Source organism: Ureibacillus suwonensis (genome assembly GCF_042655065.1).
Taxonomy (GTDB): domain Bacteria; phylum Bacillota; class Bacilli; order Bacillales_A; family Planococcaceae; genus Ureibacillus; species Ureibacillus suwonensis.
On sequence record NZ_JBHSNQ010000082.1, the window covers coordinates 82,847 to 107,322 of the forward strand.

Annotated in this window: 28 protein-coding genes and 2 other annotated features; of the genes, 2 read left to right on the forward strand and 26 right to left on the reverse strand. The window is 42.5% G+C overall.

What is annotated here, in order from left to right; translation table 11 throughout:
* Positions 1-13 precede the first annotated feature (13 nt).
* The 4 genes from ruvB to safA all read right to left on the reverse strand — a co-directional run bounded on the left by ruvB (position 14) and on the right by safA (position 3,863).
* Positions 14-1,015: a Holliday junction branch migration DNA helicase RuvB gene (gene ruvB, locus ACFPOH_RS10500; RefSeq protein ID WP_342469092.1), complete on the reverse strand. Its 1,002-nt coding sequence runs from the start codon at positions 1,013-1,015 to the stop codon at positions 14-16.
* 15 nt (positions 1,016-1,030) lie between these two features.
* The gene (gene ruvA / locus ACFPOH_RS10505; RefSeq protein WP_342469091.1) at positions 1,031-1,651 is read right to left on the reverse strand and encodes a Holliday junction branch migration protein RuvA; all 621 of its coding nucleotides are present in this window, start codon (positions 1,649-1,651) and stop codon (positions 1,031-1,033) included.
* Positions 1,652-1,775: 124 nt separating this feature from the next.
* Positions 1,776-2,588 carry a phosphotransferase gene (locus tag ACFPOH_RS10510; protein WP_342469090.1) on the reverse strand — a complete coding sequence of 271 codons (813 nt, stop codon included), beginning with the start codon at positions 2,586-2,588 and terminating at the stop codon, positions 1,776-1,778.
* A 48-nt stretch (positions 2,589-2,636) separates the two neighbouring features.
* On the reverse strand, positions 2,637-3,863 hold the full coding sequence (gene safA, locus ACFPOH_RS10515) for a SafA/ExsA family spore coat assembly protein (protein WP_342469089.1): 1,227 nt from the start codon (positions 3,861-3,863) through the stop codon (positions 2,637-2,639).
* A gap of 143 nt (positions 3,864-4,006) precedes the next feature.
* Here safA and ACFPOH_RS10520 point away from each other — a divergent pair, with 143 nt between their 5' ends.
* Positions 4,007-4,537: a transcription repressor NadR gene (locus ACFPOH_RS10520; RefSeq protein ID WP_342469088.1), complete on the forward strand. Its 531-nt coding sequence runs from the start codon at positions 4,007-4,009 to the stop codon at positions 4,535-4,537.
* Positions 4,538-4,681: 144 nt separating this feature from the next.
* Here the strand turns inward: ACFPOH_RS10520 and ACFPOH_RS10525 are convergent, their stop codons facing one another.
* From ACFPOH_RS10525 to ACFPOH_RS10625, 21 genes are all read right to left on the reverse strand, one after another.
* Positions 4,682-5,074: a thiol-disulfide oxidoreductase DCC family protein gene (locus ACFPOH_RS10525; RefSeq protein ID WP_390309588.1), complete on the reverse strand. Its 393-nt coding sequence runs from the start codon at positions 5,072-5,074 to the stop codon at positions 4,682-4,684.
* Between the two features lie 3 nt (positions 5,075-5,077).
* Positions 5,078-5,950 carry a prephenate dehydratase gene (pheA, locus tag ACFPOH_RS10530; protein ID WP_342469086.1) on the reverse strand — a complete coding sequence of 291 codons (873 nt, stop codon included), beginning with the start codon at positions 5,948-5,950 and terminating at the stop codon, positions 5,078-5,080.
* 50 nt (positions 5,951-6,000) lie between these two features.
* Positions 6,001-6,456, reverse strand: a complete 456-nt coding sequence (locus ACFPOH_RS10535; RefSeq protein WP_342469085.1) for an ACT domain-containing protein — start codon at positions 6,454-6,456, stop codon at positions 6,001-6,003.
* 16 nt (positions 6,457-6,472) lie between these two features.
* Positions 6,473-7,759 carry a GTPase ObgE gene (obgE, locus tag ACFPOH_RS10540; RefSeq protein ID WP_390309589.1) on the reverse strand — a complete coding sequence of 429 codons (1,287 nt, stop codon included), beginning with the start codon at positions 7,757-7,759 and terminating at the stop codon, positions 6,473-6,475.
* Positions 7,760-7,763: 4 nt separating this feature from the next.
* On the reverse strand, positions 7,764-8,285 hold the full coding sequence (locus tag ACFPOH_RS10545; protein WP_390309591.1) for a Spo0B domain-containing protein: 522 nt from the start codon (positions 8,283-8,285) through the stop codon (positions 7,764-7,766).
* 140 nt (positions 8,286-8,425) lie between these two features.
* Complete coding sequence (rpmA, locus tag ACFPOH_RS10550) at positions 8,426-8,716, reverse strand: 50S ribosomal protein L27 (RefSeq protein WP_208652241.1); 291 nt, start codon at positions 8,714-8,716, stop codon at positions 8,426-8,428.
* A 5-nt stretch (positions 8,717-8,721) separates the two neighbouring features.
* Positions 8,722-9,078: a ribosomal-processing cysteine protease Prp gene (locus tag ACFPOH_RS10555; RefSeq protein WP_342469081.1), complete on the reverse strand. Its 357-nt coding sequence runs from the start codon at positions 9,076-9,078 to the stop codon at positions 8,722-8,724.
* A gap of 11 nt (positions 9,079-9,089) precedes the next feature.
* On the reverse strand, positions 9,090-9,398 hold the full coding sequence (rplU, locus tag ACFPOH_RS10560) for a 50S ribosomal protein L21 (RefSeq protein WP_342469080.1): 309 nt from the start codon (positions 9,396-9,398) through the stop codon (positions 9,090-9,092).
* 13 nt (positions 9,399-9,411) lie between these two features.
* Positions 9,412-9,487, reverse strand: a sequence feature (ribosomal protein L21 leader region).
* 38 nt (positions 9,488-9,525) lie between these two features.
* Positions 9,526-10,164: a site-2 protease family protein gene (locus ACFPOH_RS10565; protein ID WP_390309594.1), complete on the reverse strand. Its 639-nt coding sequence runs from the start codon at positions 10,162-10,164 to the stop codon at positions 9,526-9,528.
* A complete protein-coding gene (locus ACFPOH_RS10570; protein WP_390309596.1) occupies positions 10,137-10,688 on the reverse strand; it encodes a peptidoglycan DD-metalloendopeptidase family protein in 552 nt (183 codons plus the stop codon). Before ACFPOH_RS10570 ends, ACFPOH_RS10565 begins: the two co-directional genes overlap by 28 nt.
* 182 nt (positions 10,689-10,870) lie before the next feature.
* The gene (gene minD / locus ACFPOH_RS10575) at positions 10,871-11,668 is read right to left on the reverse strand and encodes a septum site-determining protein MinD (RefSeq protein WP_342469077.1); all 798 of its coding nucleotides are present in this window, start codon (positions 11,666-11,668) and stop codon (positions 10,871-10,873) included.
* A 1-nt stretch (position 11,669) separates the two neighbouring features.
* Positions 11,670-12,335 (reverse strand): septum site-determining protein MinC, encoded by a 666-nt coding sequence (locus tag ACFPOH_RS10580; protein ID WP_342469076.1) that lies wholly within the window; start codon positions 12,333-12,335, stop codon positions 11,670-11,672.
* A gap of 27 nt (positions 12,336-12,362) precedes the next feature.
* Positions 12,363-12,890 (reverse strand): rod shape-determining protein MreD, encoded by a 528-nt coding sequence (gene mreD, locus ACFPOH_RS10585; RefSeq protein WP_342469075.1) that lies wholly within the window; start codon positions 12,888-12,890, stop codon positions 12,363-12,365.
* Entirely contained in the window at positions 12,890-13,807 is a 918-nt protein-coding gene (gene mreC, locus ACFPOH_RS10590; RefSeq protein WP_390309599.1) for a rod shape-determining protein MreC, read from the reverse strand. Before mreC ends, mreD begins: the two co-directional genes overlap by 1 nt.
* Before the next feature lie 12 nt (positions 13,808-13,819).
* Positions 13,820-14,839, reverse strand: a complete 1,020-nt coding sequence (locus tag ACFPOH_RS10595) for a rod shape-determining protein (RefSeq protein WP_342469073.1) — start codon at positions 14,837-14,839, stop codon at positions 13,820-13,822.
* Positions 14,840-15,189: 350 nt separating this feature from the next.
* Positions 15,190-15,888: a RadC family protein gene (gene radC / locus ACFPOH_RS10600; protein WP_342469072.1), complete on the reverse strand. Its 699-nt coding sequence runs from the start codon at positions 15,886-15,888 to the stop codon at positions 15,190-15,192.
* Between the two features lie 16 nt (positions 15,889-15,904).
* Positions 15,905-16,492 carry a Maf family protein gene (locus ACFPOH_RS10605; protein ID WP_342469071.1) on the reverse strand — a complete coding sequence of 196 codons (588 nt, stop codon included), beginning with the start codon at positions 16,490-16,492 and terminating at the stop codon, positions 15,905-15,907.
* Positions 16,493-16,586: 94 nt separating this feature from the next.
* Positions 16,587-17,222 carry a hypothetical protein gene (locus ACFPOH_RS10610; protein WP_342469070.1) on the reverse strand — a complete coding sequence of 212 codons (636 nt, stop codon included), beginning with the start codon at positions 17,220-17,222 and terminating at the stop codon, positions 16,587-16,589.
* A 164-nt stretch (positions 17,223-17,386) separates the two neighbouring features.
* The gene (locus ACFPOH_RS10615) at positions 17,387-18,652 is read right to left on the reverse strand and encodes a bifunctional folylpolyglutamate synthase/dihydrofolate synthase (RefSeq protein WP_342581595.1); all 1,266 of its coding nucleotides are present in this window, start codon (positions 18,650-18,652) and stop codon (positions 17,387-17,389) included.
* Positions 18,649-19,941 (reverse strand): bifunctional folylpolyglutamate synthase/dihydrofolate synthase, encoded by a 1,293-nt coding sequence (locus ACFPOH_RS10620; RefSeq protein WP_390309602.1) that lies wholly within the window; start codon positions 19,939-19,941, stop codon positions 18,649-18,651. The genes ACFPOH_RS10615 and ACFPOH_RS10620 overlap by 4 nt, the downstream gene beginning before the upstream one ends.
* Before the next feature lie 447 nt (positions 19,942-20,388).
* Entirely contained in the window at positions 20,389-23,037 is a 2,649-nt protein-coding gene (locus tag ACFPOH_RS10625; RefSeq protein WP_342581597.1) for a valine--tRNA ligase, read from the reverse strand.
* 56 nt (positions 23,038-23,093) lie between these two features.
* Positions 23,094-23,316, reverse strand: a binding site (T-box leader).
* Between the two features lie 77 nt (positions 23,317-23,393).
* Here ACFPOH_RS10625 and ACFPOH_RS10630 point away from each other — a divergent pair.
* Entirely contained in the window at positions 23,394-23,603 is a 210-nt protein-coding gene (locus ACFPOH_RS10630) for a hypothetical protein (RefSeq protein ID WP_342469066.1), read from the forward strand.
* On the opposite strand, the gene ACFPOH_RS10635 is transcribed toward ACFPOH_RS10630, so the two are convergent.
* Positions 23,596-24,453, reverse strand: coding sequence for a hypothetical protein (locus ACFPOH_RS10635; RefSeq protein ID WP_390309604.1), 858 nt, complete (start codon positions 24,451-24,453; stop codon positions 23,596-23,598). The genes ACFPOH_RS10630 and ACFPOH_RS10635 overlap by 8 nt on opposite strands.
* Positions 24,454-24,476: the final 23 nt, after the last annotated feature.

Consider the following 24,476-nt stretch of genomic DNA (forward strand, 5'->3'; position numbering starts at 1 on the left):
CTTAAACTTCCTTTTACTTAGTTTCATGATAAGTATAACCAAGATGTTCAAAAGCTAGTTTTGTCGCAACCCGGCCACGTGGCGTCCGTTGAATAAATCCGATTTGCATCAAGTAAGGTTCGTACACATCTTCAATGGTGATGCGTTCTTCGCCGATCGAAGCAGCCAACGTATCGAGTCCGACCGGTCCCCCGTTGAATTGGACAATCATGCTTTGCAGCAATTTATGGTCAATCTGATCCAATCCAAAACGGTCCACTTGAAGCAGTTCCAAAGCCTGTTTGGCAATGTCAAGGGTAATCCATCCGTTCCCGATCACTTGCGCATAATCCCGCACCCGTTTCAGCAAGCGATTGGCAATCCGGGGAGTCCCGCGGGAGCGTCTCGCAATCTCCTCTGCCGCTTTGTCATCAATATCCACTTCAAACAGTTTACTACTTCTTTTGACAATTTCAATCAAAGATTCTTCATCATAAAAATCCAGTCTCAATAATACGCCGAAACGATCCCTTAAAGGTGCTGACAATGAGCCGACCCTTGTTGTCGCCCCCACCAATGTGAAAGGCGGCAAGTCCAATCGGATGGATCGCGCTTCAGGTCCCTTTCCGACGACGATATCAAGACAAAAATCTTCCATCGCGGGATAAAGCACTTCTTCTATTGCCCGGGAAAGCCGGTGTATTTCATCAATAAAAAGAACATCCCCCGGTTCCAATGAATTGACAATGGCCGCCAAGTCACCCGGCCGTTCAATGGCAGGACCGCTCGTAAGCCGTATATTGACCCCCAATTCATTGGCAATGATATTGGCCAATGTGGTTTTCCCGAGTCCTGGGGGGCCATACAGCAGCACATGGTCCAAGGACTCTTTCCTCATTTTTGCCGCTTCAATAAAAATCTTTAAATTCTCTTTCACTTGTTGTTGCCCGATATATTGGGACAACCATTGGGGTCTGAGGGAAAGCTCGTATTGTTGTTCCGATTCATTTGCTTCGCTAGATACGATCCGATCCACTTGCCGCCCTCCTTGTTACTTCGTGTTTAACAACAGTTTTAATGCATATTTCATATAGTGTTCGGTTGTTTCCAAATCTTCTTTGGCTTTTAATTCCGGCAGGATTTTTGCCAATTCTTTTTCAGAATAACCCAATGCCTTAAGGGCCAACACGGCCTCATCCAACTCTTGTTGATGGGAATTGCCCCCGAATAACGGCAGTTCATCCTGGGCGCTTGGAAGTTCCACATGTTCAAGAAGGGAACCAAGTTTTCCTTTTAAATCAAGAATCATTTGTCTTGCGGTTTTCTTGCCAACGCCAGGAAACTTCACTAAAAATGCCTCATCTTCCATTTCAATCGCGGCAACAACTTGCGATGGATTGCCGCTCGCCAAGATGGACAAAGCGCTTTTCGGACCAATGCCGGACACTTGAATCAGCTTCCGGAAAAGTTCCCGCTGTTCCAATGTTTTAAAACCGAACAACTGATGCGCATCTTCACGGATATGCATATGTATAAAGATTTTTTGATTTTCATTATTTACTCTAAAGGCATATGGATTTGGCGTCATCACTGCATAGCCAATCCCGCTTTGCTCCAACACGATGTATTCCGGGGTGATTCGCGTCACCTGTCCGATGATATAATCATACATGTTCATTCCTCACAATCACCCGTGTTTATTCAATAAACACTTTATAGAAAACAAAAGAAAGACCGTCTTATGATGACGGTCACCTATTTTCTATTTCCATTCTATATTATCATAATCTCGTAGTTTATCCCACTTCAAACATTTCCTGAATTTTTTCCGTTGTTGCGATGAATTCAGGCCAATGTCTTAACGCGTTTTCCGTAAACGGCATTATATATTCTAAAAAAGCATCTTTTTCATGATCCCCCAGATACAAAACATATTGCCATTCTCTCAATAGTTCGTTTGGGTATTGCAAGTAGTGTAATTTTGGGAGGCAAATCTCTCTTAAATATTTATTTTCTTGTAATAATGTTTCAATGTCATAATCCATATTTGGAAGTGCCCGGTGCATCCACAAAATCATTTCCTCCGCCGCATCGCCAACGACCGCCAAATCGAAATCGATCAATTTCATTCCATTCTTTGTGATTAAGAAATTATGATGAACCACATCCCCATGGAGCAGGCTCAATCGGTTCGGAGTTGGTCCCGGTTTTTGACGAATCTTTTTCAACGCTTTGTTTGCGTAAAGGACAATATCATAAAAGTGGTGGCGCAAATATTTTACCAGCTCATTTTCTTGCAGTAAGAAACGTTCCAACCTTGCATTCCACTTTTGTATTAGATTGAGTTTTGGAATGACGGAATAACGACTCCACTCGATCAGATGATTCGTTTCATGGAGCTCTTTTAGAATTTTCACCGCTTTCCTGCGATGTTTCGCTTTGGCAAAATCCGCGCTGTAACTGTTCTTTTGCCAACCTTGAACAAGTGAATAAGGTTCATTTGATTTTTTTAAAGGAATGATGTGGGGAAACTGAATTTTTTCCAATTCTTCGTGAATAAGTGCCACTTTTTCAAATACGTGAATTTGATCGTACTTTTTTATGAACAATGTTTCATTTCCTTTATGTTGCTTCCGAATATTATTTTTGATTTGCATTTAATATGACCACGGTTTAAATTGTGGTGCACAAGGATTCATACCCGCTGGATATTGCTGAAAATATGGATGCGTCCCCTGTTCGAAATGCGGATACATTGGTTGCGGCATGTATTGATTGGCTGGTGGATAATATCCTTGTTCCATTGGGAAAAAGCCTTGTGGAAATTGAGCATAATCATATGAAGGCAATGTTGCTTGTTCAAAACCTTTATAATCCTGATATTGTTCCTGGGATTGGCTATAATCTTCACTGATTGTCACCTGCTCTTTTGTTTCTTCCCCTTCCGAAGCGGAGTCGTACAGCCAATCTGCATCATCTTGCACTTCTTCAATAGTTGCATCCATTTGCGGCAACGCTCCGGCATATTGCTGGTGTTCGTAGTCCAACTCCTGTGTCGGCAGAACTCCATATGGCATTCCAAATCCTTGCGGCATCATCTGATACTGCATTTGCGAATAGTCCGGGCAAGGCGGCAACATGTGTGGGCCCGCGAAATATGGTTGAGCATGGTGGTGAACATGTTCAGGTTCCCTGCAACCGCAGTGTTCCACTCTTCGCGGTTTGCAATGGCAAGGATGAACTTGCTGTGGAATGCAAGGGATATAGATTGGTTGCGGCACAGGAACATATTCAACATGTGTCTGAGGCACCGGTATATATTCCACTTCTTTTTCAATCACTTTTTCCTTCTCTTCTTCCTTTTTCTCTGCTTGTGGTGCTTGTTGAGGGATTTCTATAAAAATCGGCTGCGGCATCACCGGTTGCGGAATTGGCATGAATTGCGGCTGTGCCATGTGGCGCTGTATGTTTAAATGCGGAGAAAAATCCAAATGGAATTCCGTCTTTTCATGTGGATGCACTTGTTGAGGAATTGGCACAATTTGTGGCACTGGCGGTGTCGGTGGAATTTCCGGCAATTTCATTTCCTTTTCCACCGGCTGTTTTTTCTCCGGTAATACAATTTCTTTTGCCTTTGGCGGAGTCTCCGCTTTCTTTTCCTTTTTCGGCGCTTCAACCGTTTTTGCTTTTTCAGGCAACTCTTTTTGGACTTGCGACGGTTTCCGAATGGAATGGTCATCTGGTAAAATAATTTCCATACCAGGCACAATGTAATCCGGATTTGCTAAATGGGAATTTAGTCTTTTTAACTCCTCAAAATCGATTCCATATTGCTTGGCAATTTTCCAAAGTGTATCTCCTTTTTGTACAATGTGTGTTCGCACAAACATCCTCCTTCTCTCGTTTTATAATATGTCGGTTAAACAAAAAGGTCACAAAAATATGCGCTTACATCCACCTCGTGTTAAACTATGTTTTGAAGGCTTATCCGTATACACATAATTTGTTGATTAGAAGGTGTTGCTCTATGAAAAAAATGCTTGGGGAAGAACGAAGAAATGAATTATTGAATTTGTTAAAGGATGCAAAAAAACCGATTACCGGAACTCAATTAGCAAAATATGCAAACGTCAGCCGGCAAGTGATTGTGAACGATATGAATTTGTTGAAGGCCCGCAATTTGCCAATCATTTCAACCAGTCAAGGGTATTTATATTTGAGTCAGGAAGATACCGATTCGCTCATTGAAAAGAAAATAGTATGTATACATACAGCGGAAGAGGCGGAGGATGAAATGATGACGATCGTTGATTGCGGGGTGACGATCAAGAACGTCATTGTCGAACATCCGGTATACGGGGAAATTACCGCTTCGATGATGTTGTCATCCCGGATAGACGTGGAAAATTTTCTGAATAAAGTGGAAGAAACGAAGGCAACTTACCTTTCCGTCTTAACTAACGGCACGCATCTGCATGTCATTTCCGCTCCAACGATCGAACAAATCGAAGAAGCTGAAAGAAGACTTCGGGAAAAGGGATATTTGGTGGAGGAATAATCAAATAAGAGCCAATGAAGATCGAGAAGGCGTCACAATCTTCATTGGCTCTTTTTTGATGAAGGGTAATGAACTTATAATAATTGGGAAATGATTGGAAAAATCGGGCTGTTTGGAATCTTTTGCTTTCCAAACAGCCCCTTCTTATGAAAGAAACCGTTCCAAATCTTCTTTCCCGGGCAGTGGGCATGCATCTTTTTTTCCAAAGAGATGGCGGTTTTTTGCCACCATATCATACAGAACATCCCGGAGAAAAGTCGGGAGTATCCAAAATAAATAAAAAACCTTCCATGGACCGCTCAACTTTCTGCAAATGCGCAGCACTGCGGCGGATTTTGCATAATACCTTCCATTTTCAATAAGGATCAAACTTTCCAAACCGGAAGGAACTTGATAATGGGCGCATAAATGTTTGCCGATTTCGCTTTCCAGGGAAGCAAATTGAAAAATTTTCCGGGGATCTCTTTTGATGATAAATTGCACGCCACGGTGGCAAAAACCGCATTCCCCATCAAACAGCACAATCTTTTTCAGCATTCATCACTCCGATGCATTATATGTATAATAAGTTCCGAGTGATTTGACGGTGCATCCGAGCGATTGCAATTCCTCCAAAGCCCATTTCATCATCGGTTCATTTTCATCCGCGAGCACATCAATGATAAAGAAATAGTTGCCCAAACCCGTTTTCAACGGACGGGATTCAATTTTGCTCAAGTTCAATTTTCTCCAGGCAAAAACGGAAAGCACTTGATGCAAGGCTCCCGAATCATCATGAGGCAGCGTCAGCATCAGCATCGTTTTCGGCTGGCCATCCGAATTTTCGATCGGCAAGCGGGTATTGTGCTTGGATAAAATCACAAAGCGGGTATGGTTGAAATGGAAATCATGGATATTTTCCTCAACGATTTCCAAACCGTACTTTTCCGCAGAAGAGGCATTCCCAATGGCCGCAATGCATTTATCAGGGTTTTCCGCCACCATCTTTGCCGCTTCCGCCGTGGAGGTTGTTTGGTGCAACGGCACATGGCTAAAGCGATAAAATAAATATTTATGGCATTGAGCCAATGCATGGGGATGGGAATAGATCCCTTCAATTTTTTCCCAATTATCTTTTTGCGCTTTATTCACCATTAAATGCTGCTGGATTTTTAGTTTGATTTCCCCAATAATATATAAATTGGCTTCATGGAATAAGTAATCGATCGTCAGTGGCACCGTGCCTTCCAAAGCGTTTTCCAAGGGCACAACGGCATAATCCACCATATCATTCGTTACAGCGTCAATGCATTCCGGAATTGTTCTATAAGCAATGATCCATTCATTTGGGAATACATCCCTTGTTGCCAGATACGTAAAAGAAGCTTCCGGCCCTAAATAGGCAACCCGGTACTTCCATTCATTGTTCGTCACCATTAAGCCTCCTATCAACCATTCATGACACCATTTATCCGCAGAATTTATCATAAAGCTCCAGAGCTTATGACTTCTGCTGATTCAACAAATTCCAAATCGTTCATCTTTTTGATCAGTTCATGCAAATCCATGATCATGCTCGTTACATCCAAGGAAAGGGTTACGTTGGCCCGGCCTTGAATCGGAATCGTTTGATGGATTGTCAAAATATTGCAATGGGCTTCTGTAATAATTTCCAATACTTTGGCCAATGTCCCCTTTTGATCCTGCAATTGGATAATCATGGTCAATATTCTCTCTTTTACGATGGAGTGAAAGGGAAAGACGGCATCCCGATATTTATAAAAGGCGCTTCTTGAAAGATCCACTTGTTTCACCGCATCCCATATCGAGTTGACCTTGCCCGATTCCAATAACCGCTTTGCCTCCAATGTTTTTTGCATCGCATCGGTCAGCACATCTTCCCGCACCAGATAATAGCGTTGTTCAGCAACATTTTTCATCTCCATCCCCCCCCAATTATTCGATGAATTCAAACTCATAATCCAAAATTCTCACCGTATCCCCGTCTTGGGCTCCACGTTCCCTTAAAGCGTCATCCACGCCCATATGGCGGAGCTGTCTTGCAAAACGGCGGACCGATTCATCCCGGCTAAAGTCTGTCATCTTAAAGAGCCGTTCGATCGTATCCCCACTTAGAACATAAGCGCCATCATCATCGCGGGTAATTGCAAAATCCCGTTCTTTTTTCTCATGTTTATATAAAACCGTTGCATCGCTTTCATCCGCGATATCATGCAATTCGAAATAAGGGGTTACTTCCAACAAGTCTGCGATTTCATGCAGCAATGGTTTAAGCCCTTTCTTTGTAAGAGCGGAGATTGGGAATACTTTTATGTCATCCCCGATTTTTTTCTTAAATTCTACCAAATTTTCTTCCGCACTAGGCATGTCCATTTTATTGGCAACTACGATCTGAGGACGCTCTGTCAGGCGCAAATCGTATTGTTCCAACTCTTTGTTGATCTTTACATAATCATCGTAAGGGTCCCGGCCTTCCATACCGGACATATCCACCACATGAACAATGACTCTCGTGCGTTCGATATGGCGCAAGAATTGGATGCCCAAACCGACACCTTGATGGGCCCCTTCAATTAATCCCGGCAAATCGGCCATGACGAAGCTTCGGCCATCATCCGTTTCGACAACGCCAAGATTGGGAACGATGGTTGTAAAGTGGTAAGCGCCGATTTTCGGCTTCGCTGCGGAAACTACGGAAAGCAATGTCGATTTACCGACACTCGGGAAGCCGACAAGGCCCACATCCGCCAACAATTTTAATTCCAATATAACATTTAATTCTTGCCCCGGCTCACCCTTTTCCGCAATTTCCGGCGCCGGATTTGCCGGTGTGGCAAAGCGCATGTTTCCCCGTCCTCCGCGGCCGCCTTTCGCTATGATTGCCCTCTGTCCATGTTCAACCAAATCCGCAATGACTTTCCCGGTCTCTTCATTGATGACTACCGTGCCTGGAGGGACTTTTACAATCAAATCTTTGGCATTTTTTCCGTGCATTCCTTTGCTCATGCCATTTTCGCCGCGGGACCCTTTAAAATGGCGGTTGTAACGGAAATCCATCAATGTGCGCAAACCTTCATCCACTTCAAACACAACGTTCCCGCCGCTTCCTCCGTCGCCTCCAGCCGGTCCGCCATAGGGAACATATTTCTCGCGGCGGAAGGCCACCATTCCATCCCCGCCGTCTCCGCCTTTAACATATATTTTTACGTGATCAACAAACATACTTTCACTCCTTAATGGTTAAAACATATTTCCAATGATCGAAGGATTCTTTTTCAACCGACATTCCCACATGGTTGTCCAATATCTCTGAATGGAAAGGCTCAACGTCCCACTTTCCATGCAAGTCAAAGGTGATTTTCACGATCTCTTCATTCGCTTCCACTTCCATCAGTAATTGCTGCTCGGTATATGGGTCGAGATGAGGATAAACACGCTGAATCGTCTTTTCTAAGTATTCGACAGTTTCCTCATCTTTTTTCACCTTTGGCGTCATTGTCACATTACTTTTTAGCAGAAACTCGATTGAGGGAAAACGATACGGGAAGGTTTGAATCCATTCGACGGTTTTCGGCCAATTCAATTTATTCAAATTTGAAAAAGATTTATATTGATTGCAATAATTTTCTATAATTTTTTTCGCGTCGTCAATCCGGTCCAAATCCAAATTCATTTTGATCAATTGAAGCTGATTAATAAAATCATGGTTTGCAGCCCTCAAAATTTCACGAATAGAAAGTTTCGTCAACTCCCCCACTCCCATACAGTACTGCTTAGGAATACCTTTTTTAGTATAGCAAGTTTTCATTCGTATTTCTTCTTTCAGACCGACTTTTTTTAAATATAAAAAAGGACTGCACGTTTGCAGTCCTTTCAAATCCGTTCACATTATGCTTCTTTAGCAACAGGGTATACACTTACTTTTTTCTTGTCGCGTCCCATACGTTCGAAACGTACGATACCATCAACTTTAGCGTAAAGTGTATCGTCACCACCGCGGCCTACGTTCAAACCTGGATAAATTTTTGTACCGCGTTGGCGGTAAAGAATTGATCCTCCAGTTACGAATTGACCATCCGCACGTTTAGCGCCAAGGCGTTTTGCTTCAGAGTCACGACCGTTTTTAGTAGAACCTACCCCTTTTTTGGAAGCGAAGAATTGAAGGTCTAATGATAACAAGTATTTCACTGTGTTCCACCTCCTACTTGCTTGTACTTGATTTGAATATATTGGCCGTAGTTTTGTACCATCGAATATACTTGTGCTGTCATCACTTGCACAATCAATTGCAATTTCTCATCCAATTGAGCATCTATATCCGTCGGCAAGTCTACTTTCAAGTAGCCTCCACCCTCGGTTGCCTGTTCGATTTTCGGTTCAATATTCAACAGTGCATAAATCGCATTGACCGTACCGATGGCGATGGTCGATGCGCCCGCACATACCAAATCTTTTCCCGGTTCATCGTATTCGGCATGTCCAGAAAACTCAAAGGCAGATACACGGCGATTTTCGTCGTGATGAATGGTTACCGTAATCATCCGGCCACCTCTTATGCATTGATTGATTCGATGACTAATTTTGTGTATGGTTGACGGTGACCTTGTTTACGACGATAGTTTTTCTTAGGTTTGTATTTGAAAACAGTGATTTTTTTGCCGCGGCCTTCTTTCACCACTTTCGCAGTTACAGTTGCGCCTTCTACTGTTGGAGTACCAACTTTCACTGTTTCGCCACCTACGAAAAGAACTTTATCGAAAGTTACTGTTTCGTTAGGCTCAACACCTAATTTTTCTACGTAGATTTCTTGTCCAGCTTCAACTTTGTACTGTTTACCACCAGTTTCAATAATAGCGTACATTTCATTGCACCTCCTCTAGTCTAAGACTCGCCTGTGGAAAGGTGATCAAAAGATGCTTAAAAACCCTCCCAGAGCGGTTGTAGCACAGGTGCTACATAACAAATGAAATGTTATCACACTCAATGGGTTAAGTCAATCGATTCAATACATATTTTTCAAAAGCAATCCGGTATTTCCGATACCGCCATTCTTGAATCACCTTGATCCAAAGAAAGATGGCTAGAATAAAGAGAAAGATCGTTTTGGGCAGCAATACAAAAGTGATGATGACCGACAACGTGATCAGTATGAAAGAAATGGCTAGAAACAATTCGTACGTTTTCGCCTTTTTCGAGAAGATCAAAATGAAGGAAAAAACGATTCTTCCCCCGTCAAGCGGCCAGACAGGAATCAAATTAATCAGCAAAAGCACCATTTGAATTTTGATCAACGGCTTGGCCAACAAAGGATCCAAAAAGGGAGCCATCAACATGCAGCAGAATGTGGCGACGGGTCCGCCTATACTGATGAGAAGTTGCTTGTGTGGGGATAAAGCATAACCGCCCTTCAATTCTATTTCCCCACCATACGGCATGATGACGCAACGTTCCACCTTTACCCCCAGAAGCCAAGCGACAAGAAGATGCCCCAGTTCATGAATCAGCAATGAAGATAAAATGAGGGCATAATAGGAAACATTCCCATACAGGATCAACCCGAATAAAAGGGGTAAAAATAATGGATGAATGGTCATACGCATCATGGCCGCATATGCTCTTTCATCCATAATAATGTCTCTTCCAAGTTTAAAATGTTCCCATCCTTTTCCACTTGAATGTACAAATCTCCCGGTTCTTTCTTGCCGATCGTACTTCCTCGTTCGATCGATGTATAAGGCAGCAATGAGAAAGAATCCACATTGCCATAAGTCACTGTCGTATCATCTTCATAATAGACTGAAATCGTTTTCCCCGTATCTTTGGAATATCCCGTGTAGACGACGAGTCCATGGTCGATGGCAACCAGTGGCACCGATTCCTCATAGGTGAACAGATAGCCTTTGTAATAGGGCTTAACTTGTACAAAGGTCAGCAGTTCCTGATTAATCGGCTCTGAAGAAACAGCGATTGTGTCTTTTGAATCTTTATCAAAAATCTCCCGAAGCATGTTGCGCATGAAGGTCAAATCTTCAGAGCTGTACACGATTCTTTTCACATCAATCGGAATCTTCCCGGTCTCCTGGAGATGGTTGCCGGCGAGCACACAGATACAAAGGAACAATGCTGCAATCCATTTCCACTTTTTAGCCATACCCTCATCCATTCCCATTTTTCCTTATTATATGAACGAGATGAAAATACGATTCTATTTGTTGAAAAATGAGAATGGGAGGAAAACAGAAAAAGACTGTCCAAAAGTAACGCCCGCTTTGCCGGTATTTTGTCCAACAACAAAGCGACGAATCTTTTATACAGCCTTTTTATAGGAATCCATTATTTTGAAAAAATCGAAATCAGTCTTCTGAATACACCTTTTTGCCCTTCATCCAACGTCATTAATGGCACCGATTCACCCAATATTCTCCGCGCAATGTTGCGATAGCCCAATGAAGCTTTATTATTCGGATCCATGACAATCGGTTCCCCTTTATTGGATGAGGCAATGACATCCTCGTTATCAACAATAATACCTAATAGATCAATAGAAAGATGGGTAGTAATTTCATTGATGTCCATGCAATCGCCCTGATTGATCAAATCTTTTCGAACCCGGTTGATGATCAGCTTTGGTGGATTGATTTCCTCTTGTTCAAGCAAACCGATGATTCGGTCGGCATCCCGCACGGCAGAAATTTCAGGTGTAGTGACCACAATGGCGCTATCTGCACCGGCAACGGCATTTCGGTATCCTTGTTCAATTCCTGCCGGACAATCGATCAGAACATATTCAAATTCCCGTTTCAGTTCGTCAATCAATGCTTTCATCTGTTCAGGTGTCACTGCATTTTTATCCGTCGTTTGGGCAGCAGGCAACAAAAACAACTTATCATCAACGCGTTTATCTTTCACTAATGCTTGATGAATTTTACAGCGCCCTTCCACTACATCCACCAAATCATAGATGATTCGATTATCGAGGCCAAGTACGAGATCCAAATTTCTTAGACCGATATCTGTATCCACCAAGCACACTTTTTTGCCTTGAAGTGCCAAAGCTGTACCTAGGTTAGCTGTTGTTGTTGTTTTTCCAACTCCGCCTTTACCTGAAGTGATTACAATCGCTTCCCCCACATTAGCTACCTCCTTTTGTGTTTAGTAATGGCCGTATTTTTCGCACTTCTTGTAATCGGTCATATGAAATAATTCCTTTTGTATTTATATATGCAAATAATTGCTCCGCATGTTCTCTTACAATCGGTTTTTCATTCGTCATCACTTCGATGACATCCGCTATGTAAATATGGGTCGGCTCGAACCAGGAAGCGGCGATAATCGCATCCCGGTTTCCGCCAATTCCTGCGTGAGCAACCCCTTTTAATTTCCCAAGCACATAAATGTTTCCGCCAGCTTCAATCTTTCCATTCGGATTCACATCGCCGATGACAATGATATCCCCTGGCGCCTGAATAATTTGCCCTGAGCGCACAATGCCTACGTATGTATCGCATTGATTCCCTTGGTTTTTTGCATCGTTTTCTTCCACTGTAATGACATTGCTAAACACTTTTGATACAACCATTTTTCCGGGGTGTTCAATAATATTGATCAATTCTTGTTTTTGCGGTTCGAGAAGGTAGCGATAGCCTAAATCGAGAGAGACATTCACTCTACCATCGATTCCACCTTCTGACACTTTTCGCTCGAGTTCTTCAACTAAGTCGCTGTAGGCGCACTGATCATCAAGCCGAAGCACTAAGCCGTCTTTTGTCCCTTTCATATGGACAAGCTGTTTTTTCATAAGAGTGACACCTCTCGCTTGGTTAAATTAAGAAAGTTCACGAATCTTTTGCAACACTCTCGCATCTATTAAATATTTAAAGGCCCAGCCAAGCATCATCAAGTAAAGAAAATTAGCCAAAATTGAAGGGATTAATCGATTCATGAAAAATTCCATAAATGGCAAATTTGTGAATTGAATTAAAAGGAAGAAATAATATAATACCATTTCCATTAAAGCAACCAATAATACGGATAAAATGGTTGTAATCGTCAAATGTTGATGGATATATTTTACAGACCAACTGGCAATATAACAAACGAGCGGGTACAACACAGTGTATAAACCAATGATATCAATGTAAAACACATCGTACAAGAGTCCAAAAATCAAACCATATAATACCGCGCGTTTTGGATTGTAATAAATGGAAAGAAAAATCAAATAAAGGATAAGAAAACGGGGCACAAAATAAAAGAGTTCCCCGTTCCATTCAATCGGTGAGAACAATGCAAATTCGGGCTCCAATAAAAATAATATGATGGCTGTCAATGGAATCATTAAACGGATCCACATTATTCTTCTTCACCCTCACCCGGAATGCCCGTATTATTTGTCAAATCTGCATTTGTTCCTTCACCATCAGATCCATCGATCACTGTTGCACTGCGTTTGGCAACGATTACTTTCTCCAGCATTGAAAAATCAGCTGCCGGTTTAATATAGGCCATTTTCGTCAAACCAAAATCTTCAGTCGTCACTTCTGTAATTTCCCCGATGAGAATGCCTTTCGGGAAGATGCCTCCCAAACCGGAAGTCACCACTTTATCGCCTTTATTAATTTCCAAACTGGAATCAATCCGTTTTAATATTAATTCATTACGCTCTTCGTCATATCCTTCTATCAATCCGTAAGCGACATTTTTTTCACTTTGAACCACTGCTGAAACCCGGAAATTTGGATTATTCGTATACAATAATTCCACTTCAGATGTAAATGGGGTAACAAGGCTGATTTTACCAATTAATCCTTTTGTCGTAATAACGGCCATATTTTTCTCAACCCCATGGGAAGATCCTTTGTTGATGATGATTTTTTCTTCCCATTGATCAGGATTTCTTGCGATGACAGTCGCACGAAGCGGCTCATAGTCTCTTAAACTATCTTCATTGTTTAATAGTTCACGCAATTGTTCATTTTCCGACTTCAGTGTATTCACTTCTGCCTGTAAGACAGCAAAATCTTCCAATCTCGTTTTTAACCGCTGATTTTCTTCATACGTGTTCAGAAGGGATTGGATATTTTGGAATATTCCAGTTATGTAGTTAGCCGGCTTGGCGACAATGCTTTGTGCCAAGCCAACTGAATCTTTGATGAATTGTTCGGGGAGAGTCGCATTTTGACGATCGCGTAATGAAAAACTGATCAATGCCACAAGTAAAATTGTACCAACCAAAAGTACAATGATTTTTTTATTTGTAAAATGTGGCATTGCTATCCCCCCTTATTTTTTTATCTGTTGAGATCGGATCAGATCAATATGCTCCAATGCTTTACCAGTACCGATAGCCACGCAGTCCAATGGATTTTCCGCAATAAATACCGGCATTTTCGTTTCATCGCTGATCACTTTATCAAGATTTCTTAAAAGTGCCCCACCGCCTGTGAGGACAATCCCTCTTTCCATTACGTCCGCTGAAAGTTCAGGCGGAGTTTTTTCCAACGTTTTCTTCACGCCATCAATAATGGCTGCAATCGCTTCTTTCAACGATTCGGAAATTTCGCTTGCCGAAATTTCGATTGTTTTTGGCAAGCCTGTCAAAAGGTCTCTGCCTCGGATTTCCATCGTTTCATCCACATCATCCACACGGGCAGTACCAATTTCCATTTTGATTTGTTCTGCCGTTCTTTCCCCGATCGTTAAGTTATACGTTTTGCGAATGTAACTGATGATCGCCTGATCCATCGCGTCTCCGGCAATGCGGACCGATTCGCTTGTCACAATGCCTCCCAAGGAAATAACAGCGACTTCGGTTGTTCCGCCACCAATGTCGACAACCATCGAACCGGTAGGATCCCAAACCGGAAGATCTGCACCAATGGCAGCCGCAAATGGTTCTTCAATCGTAAAGGCTTCTTTTGCACCCGCTTGACGGGCTGCATCAATCACCGCACGCTGCTCGACAGAAGTGATGCCATATGGGACACAAATCATGACATTCGGTTTTTTCCAATTCGATCCTGAATTTTTTAACGCTTGTTTTAAATAGTATTGAATCATTGCAGTGGTAATGTCGAAATCTGCAATAACTCCGTCTTTCATTGGCCGTATGGCTACAATGGAACCTGGTGTACGGCCGATCATATTTTTAGCATCATTACCAACTGCAACAATATCCCCCGTTTTTGTATTTTTCGCGACTACGGACGGTTCACGTAATACGATTCCTTTTCCTTTGACAAAAACTAATGTATTTGCTGTACCGAGATCAATACCTACGTCTTTATTACCTAATCCAAACAAATTTTGTACTTCCTTTCTATTACGGCTTTGTTTCTCTAAGACTGTCCAAAATCATAAATTTTATTATAGCGGATTACGTCGAAAAATTATAGTGTCAGGGATAGTTTTCCCAATCATTTTCATGTAACACCTACATTTTTCGCATTTATCATTGTATTGCTAAATAGTTGATGACACAACGAAAAATTTCTTGTTATAATTTACAATCCCATTACAAATCCACTCAATACAAGACGAATTTTACGGATTTTGGTTCACTGAAATATGCTTGTCATGAAAAAAGCCGAAAATCCAAAAAATAGGGGACTTTCGACTTTTTTGGAATCAGCATGTCATAATTGACACATTCATTAAATATAGCCTTGCTCTTTTAAACTATAGTATTGATGATCGCCTATGATGATGTGGTCAATTAATTCAATACCGATGATAAAACCGGCTTCCTGAAGCCTTTTTGTCACTTCAATATCTTCCGGGCTCGGCGCCGCATTTCCGCTTGGATGGTTATGGGCGCAAATGATCGAAGCCGCCGAACGTTTCACCGCTTCTTTAAAGATTTCGCGGGGATGGACAATCGATGAATTCAAGCTGCCGATAAAAATCGTCTGCTTATGGATCACTTGATTTTTCACGTTCAAATACAACGCCACAAAATGCTCCTGTTGCAAAGAAGCCATTTCGGGCATCAAAAAAGACGCGGCATCTTTCGGAGAGCGAATCGTAAAACGGGACTCCACCTGCTTTTGGGAAAGCCTCCTCCCCAGCTCAATCGCCGCAAGCAACTGCACCGCTTTCGCCTGTCCAATCCCTTTGATCGACATGATTTCTTCCAAAGTGGCGTGTTTTAATTCATGCAATTTTTCAAAATAAATCAGCACCCGATTGGCCAAGGATAGAACGGATTCCCGCTTTGTGCCCGTTCTCAGCAAAATGGCGATGAGCTCCTGGTTGGATAAACTTTGAGGTCCTTGTTTAATTAACCTTTCCCTTGGACGATCATCGACGTGCAAATCGCGAATCAACAAATCAGGAAAAGTGCCGATGGACATGAATCAAGCATACCCCCTACAGTTCGATGATATTGAGTTCCACCAACTTTTCAAAAAGTGATGCAATCGGCAGTCCGACAACTGTATTGTAGTCGCCTTCAATCCGGTCGATAAATAAGGCGCCACCTGTTTGGATTCCATAACCACCAGCTTTGTCAAAGGGGTCTTTCGTCTCGACATATTTTTCAATCAATGGTCTTGGAAGATGTTTAAAATACACATCGGTCACTTCCACAAAGGATTCCGCCTGACGATCTTTTGTAATGATAGCCACGGCCGTCATCACTTGATGGCGATTCGATGATAGTTTTTCCAAATGTTGAATCGCTTCTTCCTTCGTTTTCGGCTTATGAAGAAGCTCATCATTGAACACGACAATCGTATCTGCACCAATCACCGTTTTCCCGGGACAAAGAGTCGCCACATCCTGCGTTTTCAATAGCGCTACTTTTTGGACATAGTCTTTGAAATCCGTTGCTTGGACAGATGTTTCCTCCACACTGCTGGCAATGACTTCGAACGGGACTCCCAACTTCGAAAACAGTTCTTTTCTTCTTGGTGAGGCTGACGCTAAAACGAGTTGATGTGTTGTTGTAAATTTCATTTCCATTCCTCCTATACATAATATAGCCGAGGAATGGCATTTTGAAAAATGCATCGAACGACAGGATTTTTACAATTTGCCCATTTTTTGCCCGTTAAAATTTGATTTTCAAACAGTCGTTTTCGGTGAAATAATGGGCTAAAAGATGCATCCGAACCACCGATGAATCGCTTGAAATGCTTGATAATGCATAGGTGATCGTCTCCCAGTCGGAAGGCATTTTTTCCTCTTTTTCGTCCCCTTGAAAATTTATTTTTGAAGGATCCTTATTTTTTAATAGAGACGGAATGTTTTGTAATTCCGGCTTTTTGCATCCTGCGGCGGATAAAGTAAAGGGCTTGACAAAAGATGGGGGATCCTCCGATAGCACAACCCCTTCTTTCGTCGTAGCAACGCTGGACCAGACATAAAAACTTCCGTCAATTTCAACAACGGCGCTCGTATTTAGACTTGGATAGCCGTACACAAACTCCGTCGCTTTTTCAAAAGTGGAAAATACACCGTGCTGGTTGGCAAAAAATTGCTCAGTAAAACGCTCTTCTTCACCCGTTTTTTCCGTATTTTGGGAACTTACAGGAATCAAATCATTCTGTTTAGTTTTTTCGGTATAAGTTGAATCCATCGAATTCAAAATGAGAATAAATACGAGAACGCCTACCAATCCCGTAATAGAGCCTAATAGAGCCGCCCGCATCATTTCCCGCCGCCCAATGATATGTGGAAATTTCATCGAATCACCCTTTTCAATCACGAATCCGTACGATTTTTGGCCGAACAACGCCCATATTATTTCTTATGTTTATGTTTTATTGAAAATGAGCATTCAAGGTTATTTATTCGCATCAATTCTTCTGAAAAGGGTTTATCGTTTTCTATCAATCGGCAGGCTCGAATCTATGACTCATGCGTAGCATCGATCAGCCCATTCCGGATTTCAGCCAGCAAATAAAGAGAACCGGTGACAAACGTTATTCCGTCAAAATTTCCGGCCGATTGGATAAAAGGAATGATTTCCTGCAATTTTTCCTTCTTCTTCGCATGGGACAAACACAGTAAATCTTCCGCTTTCGCCGCCCGGGGATTTTCGAAATCGACAAAATAAAATTCATCGCCAACCGATTCCAATAATCGCAGCACTTGCTCAATGTCTTTATCTTTCACCATTCCAACAACAAAGCGGATGGTGTCATCAGGAAAACGCCGCTTAATGGTTTCGACAAGTTTTTCGACGCTTGCAGGATTATGGGCTCCATCAAAATATACGTTTGGTAACACCCGCTCAAACCGTCCTGCCAGGCTTGTCATTTCCACTCCCTTACGAATGGATTCCTTCGATACTTCCAATTGGAAGATTTTCGCCACTTCCAAAAAAGCGGAAATCGCCAATGCCATATTCACTTTCTGATGTTCCCCTGCCATCTTTCTTGCCAGGCGATCGATCATGACTTCTTCCTGCTTGTGCACATACACTTCTCCCTGCATATCGTCTTGAACATAAAAGGAGTCGCCATAAACGTATAATGGAGCCTTTTCAGCAGTCGCCTTCCGCTTTACGACGGAAAAGGCTTCTTCCGGCAAACTTCCGGCAATGACAGGTTTGCCGCATTTAATGATGCCCGCTTTATGATAAGCGATTTGTTCAATGGTATTGCCCAAAATTCGGGTATGGTCATATGCAATGCTTGTAATGACGGAAACCAGTGGAGTCACCACATTTGTGCTGTCTTCCAATCCGCCTAATCCGGTTTCCAACAGAACCAGATCCACTTTTTCATTTGCAAAATGGAGAAAAGCCGCGCAGGTAAGCAGCTCAAAATCCGTTAAGAGGCCGCTCACCCCCGCTTTTTTCATTTGCTGAAATACAATGTCCATTTGTTCTTGAGTGATCGGCTTGCCATTCACTTGAATTTGGTCATGCACATCCACAATGCAAGGGGATGTGAATTTTCCCACTGAAAGCCCGTGATGAAGGGCAATTTGTTCCAGAAAGGCAATGGTGGAGCCTTTCCCGTTCGTCCCTGCCAAGTGGACAACCCGGAGATGCTTGTGAGGGTTTTGTAAAAGGGTCAACGCTTTTTTCATTCCCTCCAATCCCGGTTTAATGGCAGGGTCGCTTTCCACATTCCATTTTTCTTTATATTGGTCAAAGTTCAATATCATAAGCTTCTTTCCTTCGCTTTTAGAAATTTCCGCACTTCCGCGATAAAAAAGATGGACCCCGTCACAATCAGCAGTTCATCCTTTTGAAGCTTTTCCATTTCTTTTGCCACCAGCTCCTTCCAGTTTTCATTCACCACTACGGAAGGATGTTTTGAATGGCTGGCCAATTCCTTTGCCTTTGCAGACCGCGGTATGGGAAGTTCCGTGAAAAAGATGGCATGGGCCGCTTCATCCAAAATCGAGATACTCCCGATATAATCTTTATCACTCATCACAGAGTAGATGAACTTATACTTTTGGTTCGGGTATTGCCTGATAAGGGTGTCGATTAAGGCTTGTGTCCCTTCCGGATTATGGGAACCGTCCAAAATGATTTGCCCGCCAATTTGTTCGAAACGCCCCGGCCAAAAGGCATTTTCCAATGCGGATTGAATCCGTTGATCGGTAAAACGGGTAAATCCCATGCTTCTTAAAATCGTTGCAGCGGTCAAAGCGCAACTAGCATTGGCAATTTGATGCGCCCCCAGCATTTGTAAAGCAACATTGTATTTCACATTTCCTAATTGGTATGTAAAATGCTGCTTATTATTCAACATGCGAATATCTGTGGCAAAGAAATCTTCTCCGTAGATGAAAAGGGGTGCGTTTTTTTGTTCCGCTTCAAGTTGAATGACTTCCAATGCATCTTTGTCAGTTACAGCAGTCACCACCGGAACATTTCTTTTAATGATGCCCGCCTTTTGATAGGCAATTTCTTTATGCGTGTTCCCCAGTATGTGGGTGTGATCGAGCGACACCGTTGTAATGATGGAGCAAAGGGGCGTGATGACATTTGTGCAGTCAAAACGGCCGCCAATTCCCGCTTCAATAAGTGCGATATCTGTCTGTTCTTCCGCAAAGTACATGAAAGCAATGAGCGTCATCAATTCAAAAAAGCTCGGATATTCTCCGTCGATTTGTTCAATGATTTGAAATAAATGATTGGCAAGGGCTAAAAACCGTTCATCCGAAATTTCCGCCCCATTGATTGTAATGCGTTCATTCACCCTTTCCAAATGGGGGGATGTAAAAGCTCCAACTTTATATCCTGCCTGCTGCAGCATCTCTCTTAAATAATTGACGGTGGAACCTTTTCCATTGGAACCGGCGATATGAATAAAAGGCACCTTTTCATGCGGATTGTTGAGCTCAGGCAAAATTTTGTTCATCGCATGAAAAGGCTCCCCTTTATGTATTTCTGCCCGTAAGCCGTACATAAACTTTATGCATTCTTCCATTGATGTAAACAAAATGAATCCGCCTCCTAACCTCCCCTTATTTTACTCCAAAAGCGGTGGTGTGGCATTAAAAATGGTAAGACTGATGCCATCTCATACGCGAATGACGCTCATCTTTTTTGGGTGATTCGCCTCTTTTGAAAATATTTCATTGATCGGACGGTTTGATCCCCGGATTTGTGCGGATGCAGCTTGATCGGTTAATTTCTCCTGCTTTCGCGGATGGTTCTTTTGCTTGCTCGGATGACTACCCTGCTTGCTCAGATAATTCCTCCTCTTTTGCTCGGATGACTCACTTGATCGGCTAACCCACAGTTCCTAGTATAATTCCCCCGCTCACCCAAATGGCTATCCAATGACCCAAAATCCAAGGGACTTATCCAATACCGCCGTTCATCCAACAAAAATTCGCCAAACCGATGTTTCCATCGATCCGGCGAATTTCAATTCAACACGGCTTTATTTCATGTTTTTTAACTCATCCAAACGTTTTTTCACTGTATCGTATTTTTCTTGGTAATCCGCAAGTTTTTCGCGTTCTTTCGCAACGAGCGCTTCCGGTGCCTTTTTCACGAAATTCTCATTGGAAAGTTTGCCGGATACCAATTTCACTTCTTTCGCCCATTTATCCAATTCTTTTTCGAGGCGGGCAATTTCTTCTTCCAAATTGATTAATCCTGCAAGCGGCAAGAACAATTCCGCTCCGGTAACAACGGCTGTCATCGCTTTTTCAGGGGCTTCCACTTCCACCCCGATCACCAATTGATCAGGATTGCAGAATCTTTCAATATACGCTTTATTATCTTCCAGGATTTTTACCGTTTCCGCATCTTTCGCTTTAATGAATAGCGACACTTTTTTACTGATTGGCGTATTCACTTCTGCACGGATATTGCGCACGGAACGTATAATGTCCATAAGAAGTTTCATATGGCCGGACTCTTCTTTGAAATCAAATTCCGGTCTCACTTTTGGCCATTCGGCAACGGCAATGGATTCGCCTTCATGCGGAAGATGTTGCCAAATTTCTTCCGTAATAAATGGCATCATTGGATGAAGCAGACGCATCGTGTTGTCAAGCACATAAGCCAATACTGAACGGGTCGTGAGTTTAGCCGCTTCATCATCGCCATATAAAGGAAGTTTCGCCATTTCAATATACCATGAACAGAAGTCGTCCCAGATGAAGTTATACAATTCACGTCCCACTTCACCAAATTCATAACGTTCCGCCAAATCCGTCACTTTCTCAATCGTTTCATTCAAACGGGTTAAAATCCATTTATCGCTGACATTTAATTCGCCTGTCAAATCGATTTCTTCGTATTTCAAACCGTTCATGTTCATAAGCGCAAAACGGGATGCGTTCCAAATTTTGTTCGCAAAATTCCAGATTGCTTCCACTTTTTCGTTTGTGTAACGGAGGTCTTGGCCTGGTGTAGAACCTGTTGCCAAGAAGTAGCGTAAAGAGTCCGCACCGTACTGATCAATAACATCCATTGGGTCAACACCGTTTCCAAGGGATTTACTCATTTTTCGCCCTTCGCCGTCACGAACCAAACCGTGGATGAGCACATCTTTGAATGGTCGTTTGCCGGTAAATTCAATACCTTGGAAAATCATGCGGGCAACCCAGAAGAAAATGATGTCATAACCTGTCACTAACGTATCTGTCGGATAGTAACGTTGATACAATTTGTTGTTTGTATCCGGCCAGCCCATTGTGGAGAATGGCCATAAGGCACTTGAGAACCACGTATCCAATACATCCGGATCTTGCGTCCAATTTTCCGCATCTTTTGGCGGTTCTTTGCCAACGTAAATTTCGCCCGTTTCATTATGATACCAAGCCGGAATTTGATGGCCCCACCAAAGCTGACGGGAAATGCACCAGTCACGGATGTTTTCCAACCAATGAAGATACGTATTTTCAAATCGTGGCGGTACAAAATTCACTTTATTTTCTTCGTCTTGTTGCAATTTCAATGCTGCCTCCGCAAGCGGCTTCATTTTCACGAACCATTGTTTTGACAAGTAAGGCTCTACAATTGCACCTGTACGCTCAGAGTGGCCAACAGAATGCACATGCTCTTCGATTTTAATTAAGTATCCTTGCGCTTTTAAATCTTCCACGATTTGTTTGCGGCATTCGAAGCGGTCCAATCCTTGATATTTGCCCGCTTTTTCATTCATTGTACCGTCTTCGTTCATCACTAAAATGCGCTCCAAATTGTGGCGGTTGCCCACTTCAAAGTCGTTCGGGTCATGGGCAGGCGTAATTTTCACAACCCCTGTACCAAATTCCATGTCCACATATTCATCGGCCACAATTGGAATTTCACGATTTACAAGCGGTAAAATGACTGTTTTGCCAATATACTGTTTGTAACGTTCGTCTTCAGGGTGAACCGCTACCGCCGTATCTCCAAGCATTGTTTCAGGGCGTGTTGTCGCCACTTCCAAGTAGCCGGAACCGTCGGCAAGCGGATATTTCATGTGATAGAAGGCTCCAGGGATTTCTTTATAAATTACTTCGATATCGGATAAAGCGGTTTTTGCTTCCGGATCCCAGTTGATGATGCGTTCGCCGCGGTAAATCAATCCTTTTTCATAAAGACGTACAAACACTTCTTTTACAGCATCGGATAAACCTTCATCCAAAGTAAACCGCTCTTTTGTATAGTCCAAAGACAATCCTAATTTCGCCCATTGTTCGCGAATATGGCTTGCGTATTCTTCCTTCCATTCCCATGTTTTTTCAAGGAATTTCTCGCGTCCTAAATCGTAGCGGCTGATTCCTTGTTCGCGAAGTTTGGCTTCCACTTTTGCTTGTGTCGCAATTCCCGCATGGTCCATTCCCGGAAGCCAAAGGGCATCATATCCTTGCATGCGTTTCATGCGGATGATGATATCTTGCAATGTTGTATCCCAAGCGTGGCCAAGATGCAGCTTCCCGGTTACGTTTGGAGGCGGAATTACAATGGTATACGGTTTTTTATCGCTGTTTGGTTGTGATTCGAAAAATTTTCCTTCCAACCACCATTTGTAACGACCTTGCTCAACAGACTTCGGGTCGTACTTTGTCGGCATTGACACGTTTTCTGTCATGACTGTTCCTCCTTTAGTTGAATCAAATTTTGGCAAAAAGAAAAACTCCTTTATCCGAAAAGGACGAAGGAGTTCGCGGTACCACCTTTTTTCCATTTAGACCATAAAACGTCTAAACAGCTCTCATTCCGATAACGGTGTTTAACCGGCTTTTACTACTGGATTCATAAAAGCTGCTCCATGGCTACCTTCAAATGATTGCATGCGGAAACTTCTCAGCTGCCGTTTCCTCTCTGTGGCATGCATCATCATTCTACTCTTCCAATTCATTGCATCCGCATATTCAACTGCTTAAATCATTGTATAAAATTTAACAGCAGTTTTCAAGTTTCAGGGAAATGAAAGGAGTGATTTCCATGTCTTTTTTAAAAAAAAGAAGAAAATGTTATAATCCCTGGCTATTACCCCCTTGGATCCGAAAAGTGCGTTTTTACGCAAAACACATTTGCATTCCGATCACCGTGTTTCAAGCCATTCACACGCTCTTCGTCCCAACGACGGGCGATGTGCTGCTGCTTTTCATTCTCGCACTCATTTCATGGTTGTTATGGACAGATATTATTTAAATTTCAAAAGGCTATAGGATTCGGAAAGTTCGTTGTAAAAATCATCCGTATCTGAAGGGACCTTGAATCTTTCATCAATCAAGATTTTGCTGGAAGACTCATTAACATGTATCGCTTCATTCTCTTCTTTACGGATTTTTTTGGCTTCTTCCACAAAGTGGGAATGTCCGATTGGTTCCCCTTGAATAGAATTGCTTTCATTTGCCGATTCATCCAACGGTCTGATGAAATCTACGTAATTTGATAACGATTCATCTTCAATAGCTTCCGAGAAATTTGGTGCACTTTCCTGCACTTTATACAATTCTTCATTCACCAGTGGATGCTCCAATGTGGCAGGGGGCTGGTCGGTTTTGGCTCTTTCCAAAACTTCCCCCGTATTCGCGGCCACTACGGCTACCCGTTCCGCCACTTTCTCTTCGGATTCCACTTGGAATAAAGCGCCTGCCACCGGCTCGTCAAAAGTGCAGTTCACTTCCCATTTAAAGGTGCAGCTTGAGCCATCGTATACAAAAAAGGATATATCCTCAACATGCAATTCCGGCTGAGAAGTTTGCGCAACTTTCTCCTTTGGCAAATCCACTTCTAAAGGCAATGAATATTCAAAGTATCCTTCATCGCCTTGCAAATCAATATATTCGATCAATGTACCTTCGCTGAAATTCGGTTTGATCGCAGGATTGAATCTCACCGTCGACTTGATATGATAAATGCCCGTCAAACGAATGGAATCTTCCGTCTCTTCCTGTTGCCAACGGGGGATGACTTGGACCGATATAACTTCTTCGACAATCCCGTATTCTTTTGAAAAGATAAACTGCGTCATCATTTCCCAATTAATTTTTGCCATGTGTTTCCCTCCCGTACTACTCT

Bases quoted from the DNA above. Each gene is read 5' to 3' on its own strand.
- ruvA (WP_342469091.1), bottom strand. From the start codon at position 1,651: ATGTATGATTATATCATCGGACAGGTGACGCGAATCACCCCGGAATAC.
- ACFPOH_RS10520 (WP_342469088.1), top strand. From the start codon at position 4,007: ATGAAAAAAATGCTTGGGGAAGAACGAAGAAATGAATTATTGAATTTG.
- ACFPOH_RS10525 (WP_390309588.1), bottom strand. From the start codon at position 5,074: ATGCTGAAAAAGATTGTGCTGTTTGATGGGGAATGCGGTTTTTGCCAC.
- ACFPOH_RS10535 (WP_342469085.1), bottom strand. From the start codon at position 6,456: ATGAAAAATGTTGCTGAACAACGCTATTATCTGGTGCGGGAAGATGTG.
- obgE (WP_390309589.1), bottom strand. From the start codon at position 7,759: ATGTTTGTTGATCACGTAAAAATATATGTTAAAGGCGGAGACGGCGGG.
- ACFPOH_RS10555 (WP_342469081.1), bottom strand. From the start codon at position 9,078: ATGATTACGGTAACCATTCATCACGACGAAAATCGCCGTGTATCTGCC.
- rplU (WP_342469080.1), bottom strand. From the start codon at position 9,398: ATGTACGCTATTATTGAAACTGGTGGTAAACAGTACAAAGTTGAAGCT.
- ACFPOH_RS10565 (WP_390309594.1), bottom strand. From the start codon at position 10,164: ATGGATGAAAGAGCATATGCGGCCATGATGCGTATGACCATTCATCCA.
- ACFPOH_RS10570 (WP_390309596.1), bottom strand. From the start codon at position 10,688: ATGGCTAAAAAGTGGAAATGGATTGCAGCATTGTTCCTTTGTATCTGT.
- ACFPOH_RS10580 (WP_342469076.1), bottom strand. From the start codon at position 12,335: ATGAAAAAACAGCTTGTCCATATGAAAGGGACAAAAGACGGCTTAGTG.
- mreD (WP_342469075.1), bottom strand. From the start codon at position 12,890: ATGTGGATCCGTTTAATGATTCCATTGACAGCCATCATATTATTTTTA.
- mreC (WP_390309599.1), bottom strand. From the start codon at position 13,807: ATGCCACATTTTACAAATAAAAAAATCATTGTACTTTTGGTTGGTACA.
- radC (WP_342469072.1), bottom strand. From the start codon at position 15,888: ATGTCCATCGGCACTTTTCCTGATTTGTTGATTCGCGATTTGCACGTC.
- ACFPOH_RS10605 (WP_342469071.1), bottom strand. From the start codon at position 16,492: ATGAAATTTACAACAACACATCAACTCGTTTTAGCGTCAGCCTCACCA.
- ACFPOH_RS10610 (WP_342469070.1), bottom strand. From the start codon at position 17,222: ATGAAATTTCCACATATCATTGGGCGGCGGGAAATGATGCGGGCGGCT.
- ACFPOH_RS10615 (WP_342581595.1), bottom strand. From the start codon at position 18,652: ATGATATTGAACTTTGACCAATATAAAGAAAAATGGAATGTGGAAAGC.
- ACFPOH_RS10625 (WP_342581597.1), bottom strand. From the start codon at position 23,037: ATGACAGAAAACGTGTCAATGCCGACAAAGTACGACCCGAAGTCTGTT.
- ACFPOH_RS10630 (WP_342469066.1), top strand. From the start codon at position 23,394: ATGTCTTTTTTAAAAAAAAGAAGAAAATGTTATAATCCCTGGCTATTA.
- ACFPOH_RS10635 (WP_390309604.1), bottom strand. From the start codon at position 24,453: ATGGCAAAAATTAATTGGGAAATGATGACGCAGTTTATCTTTTCAAAA.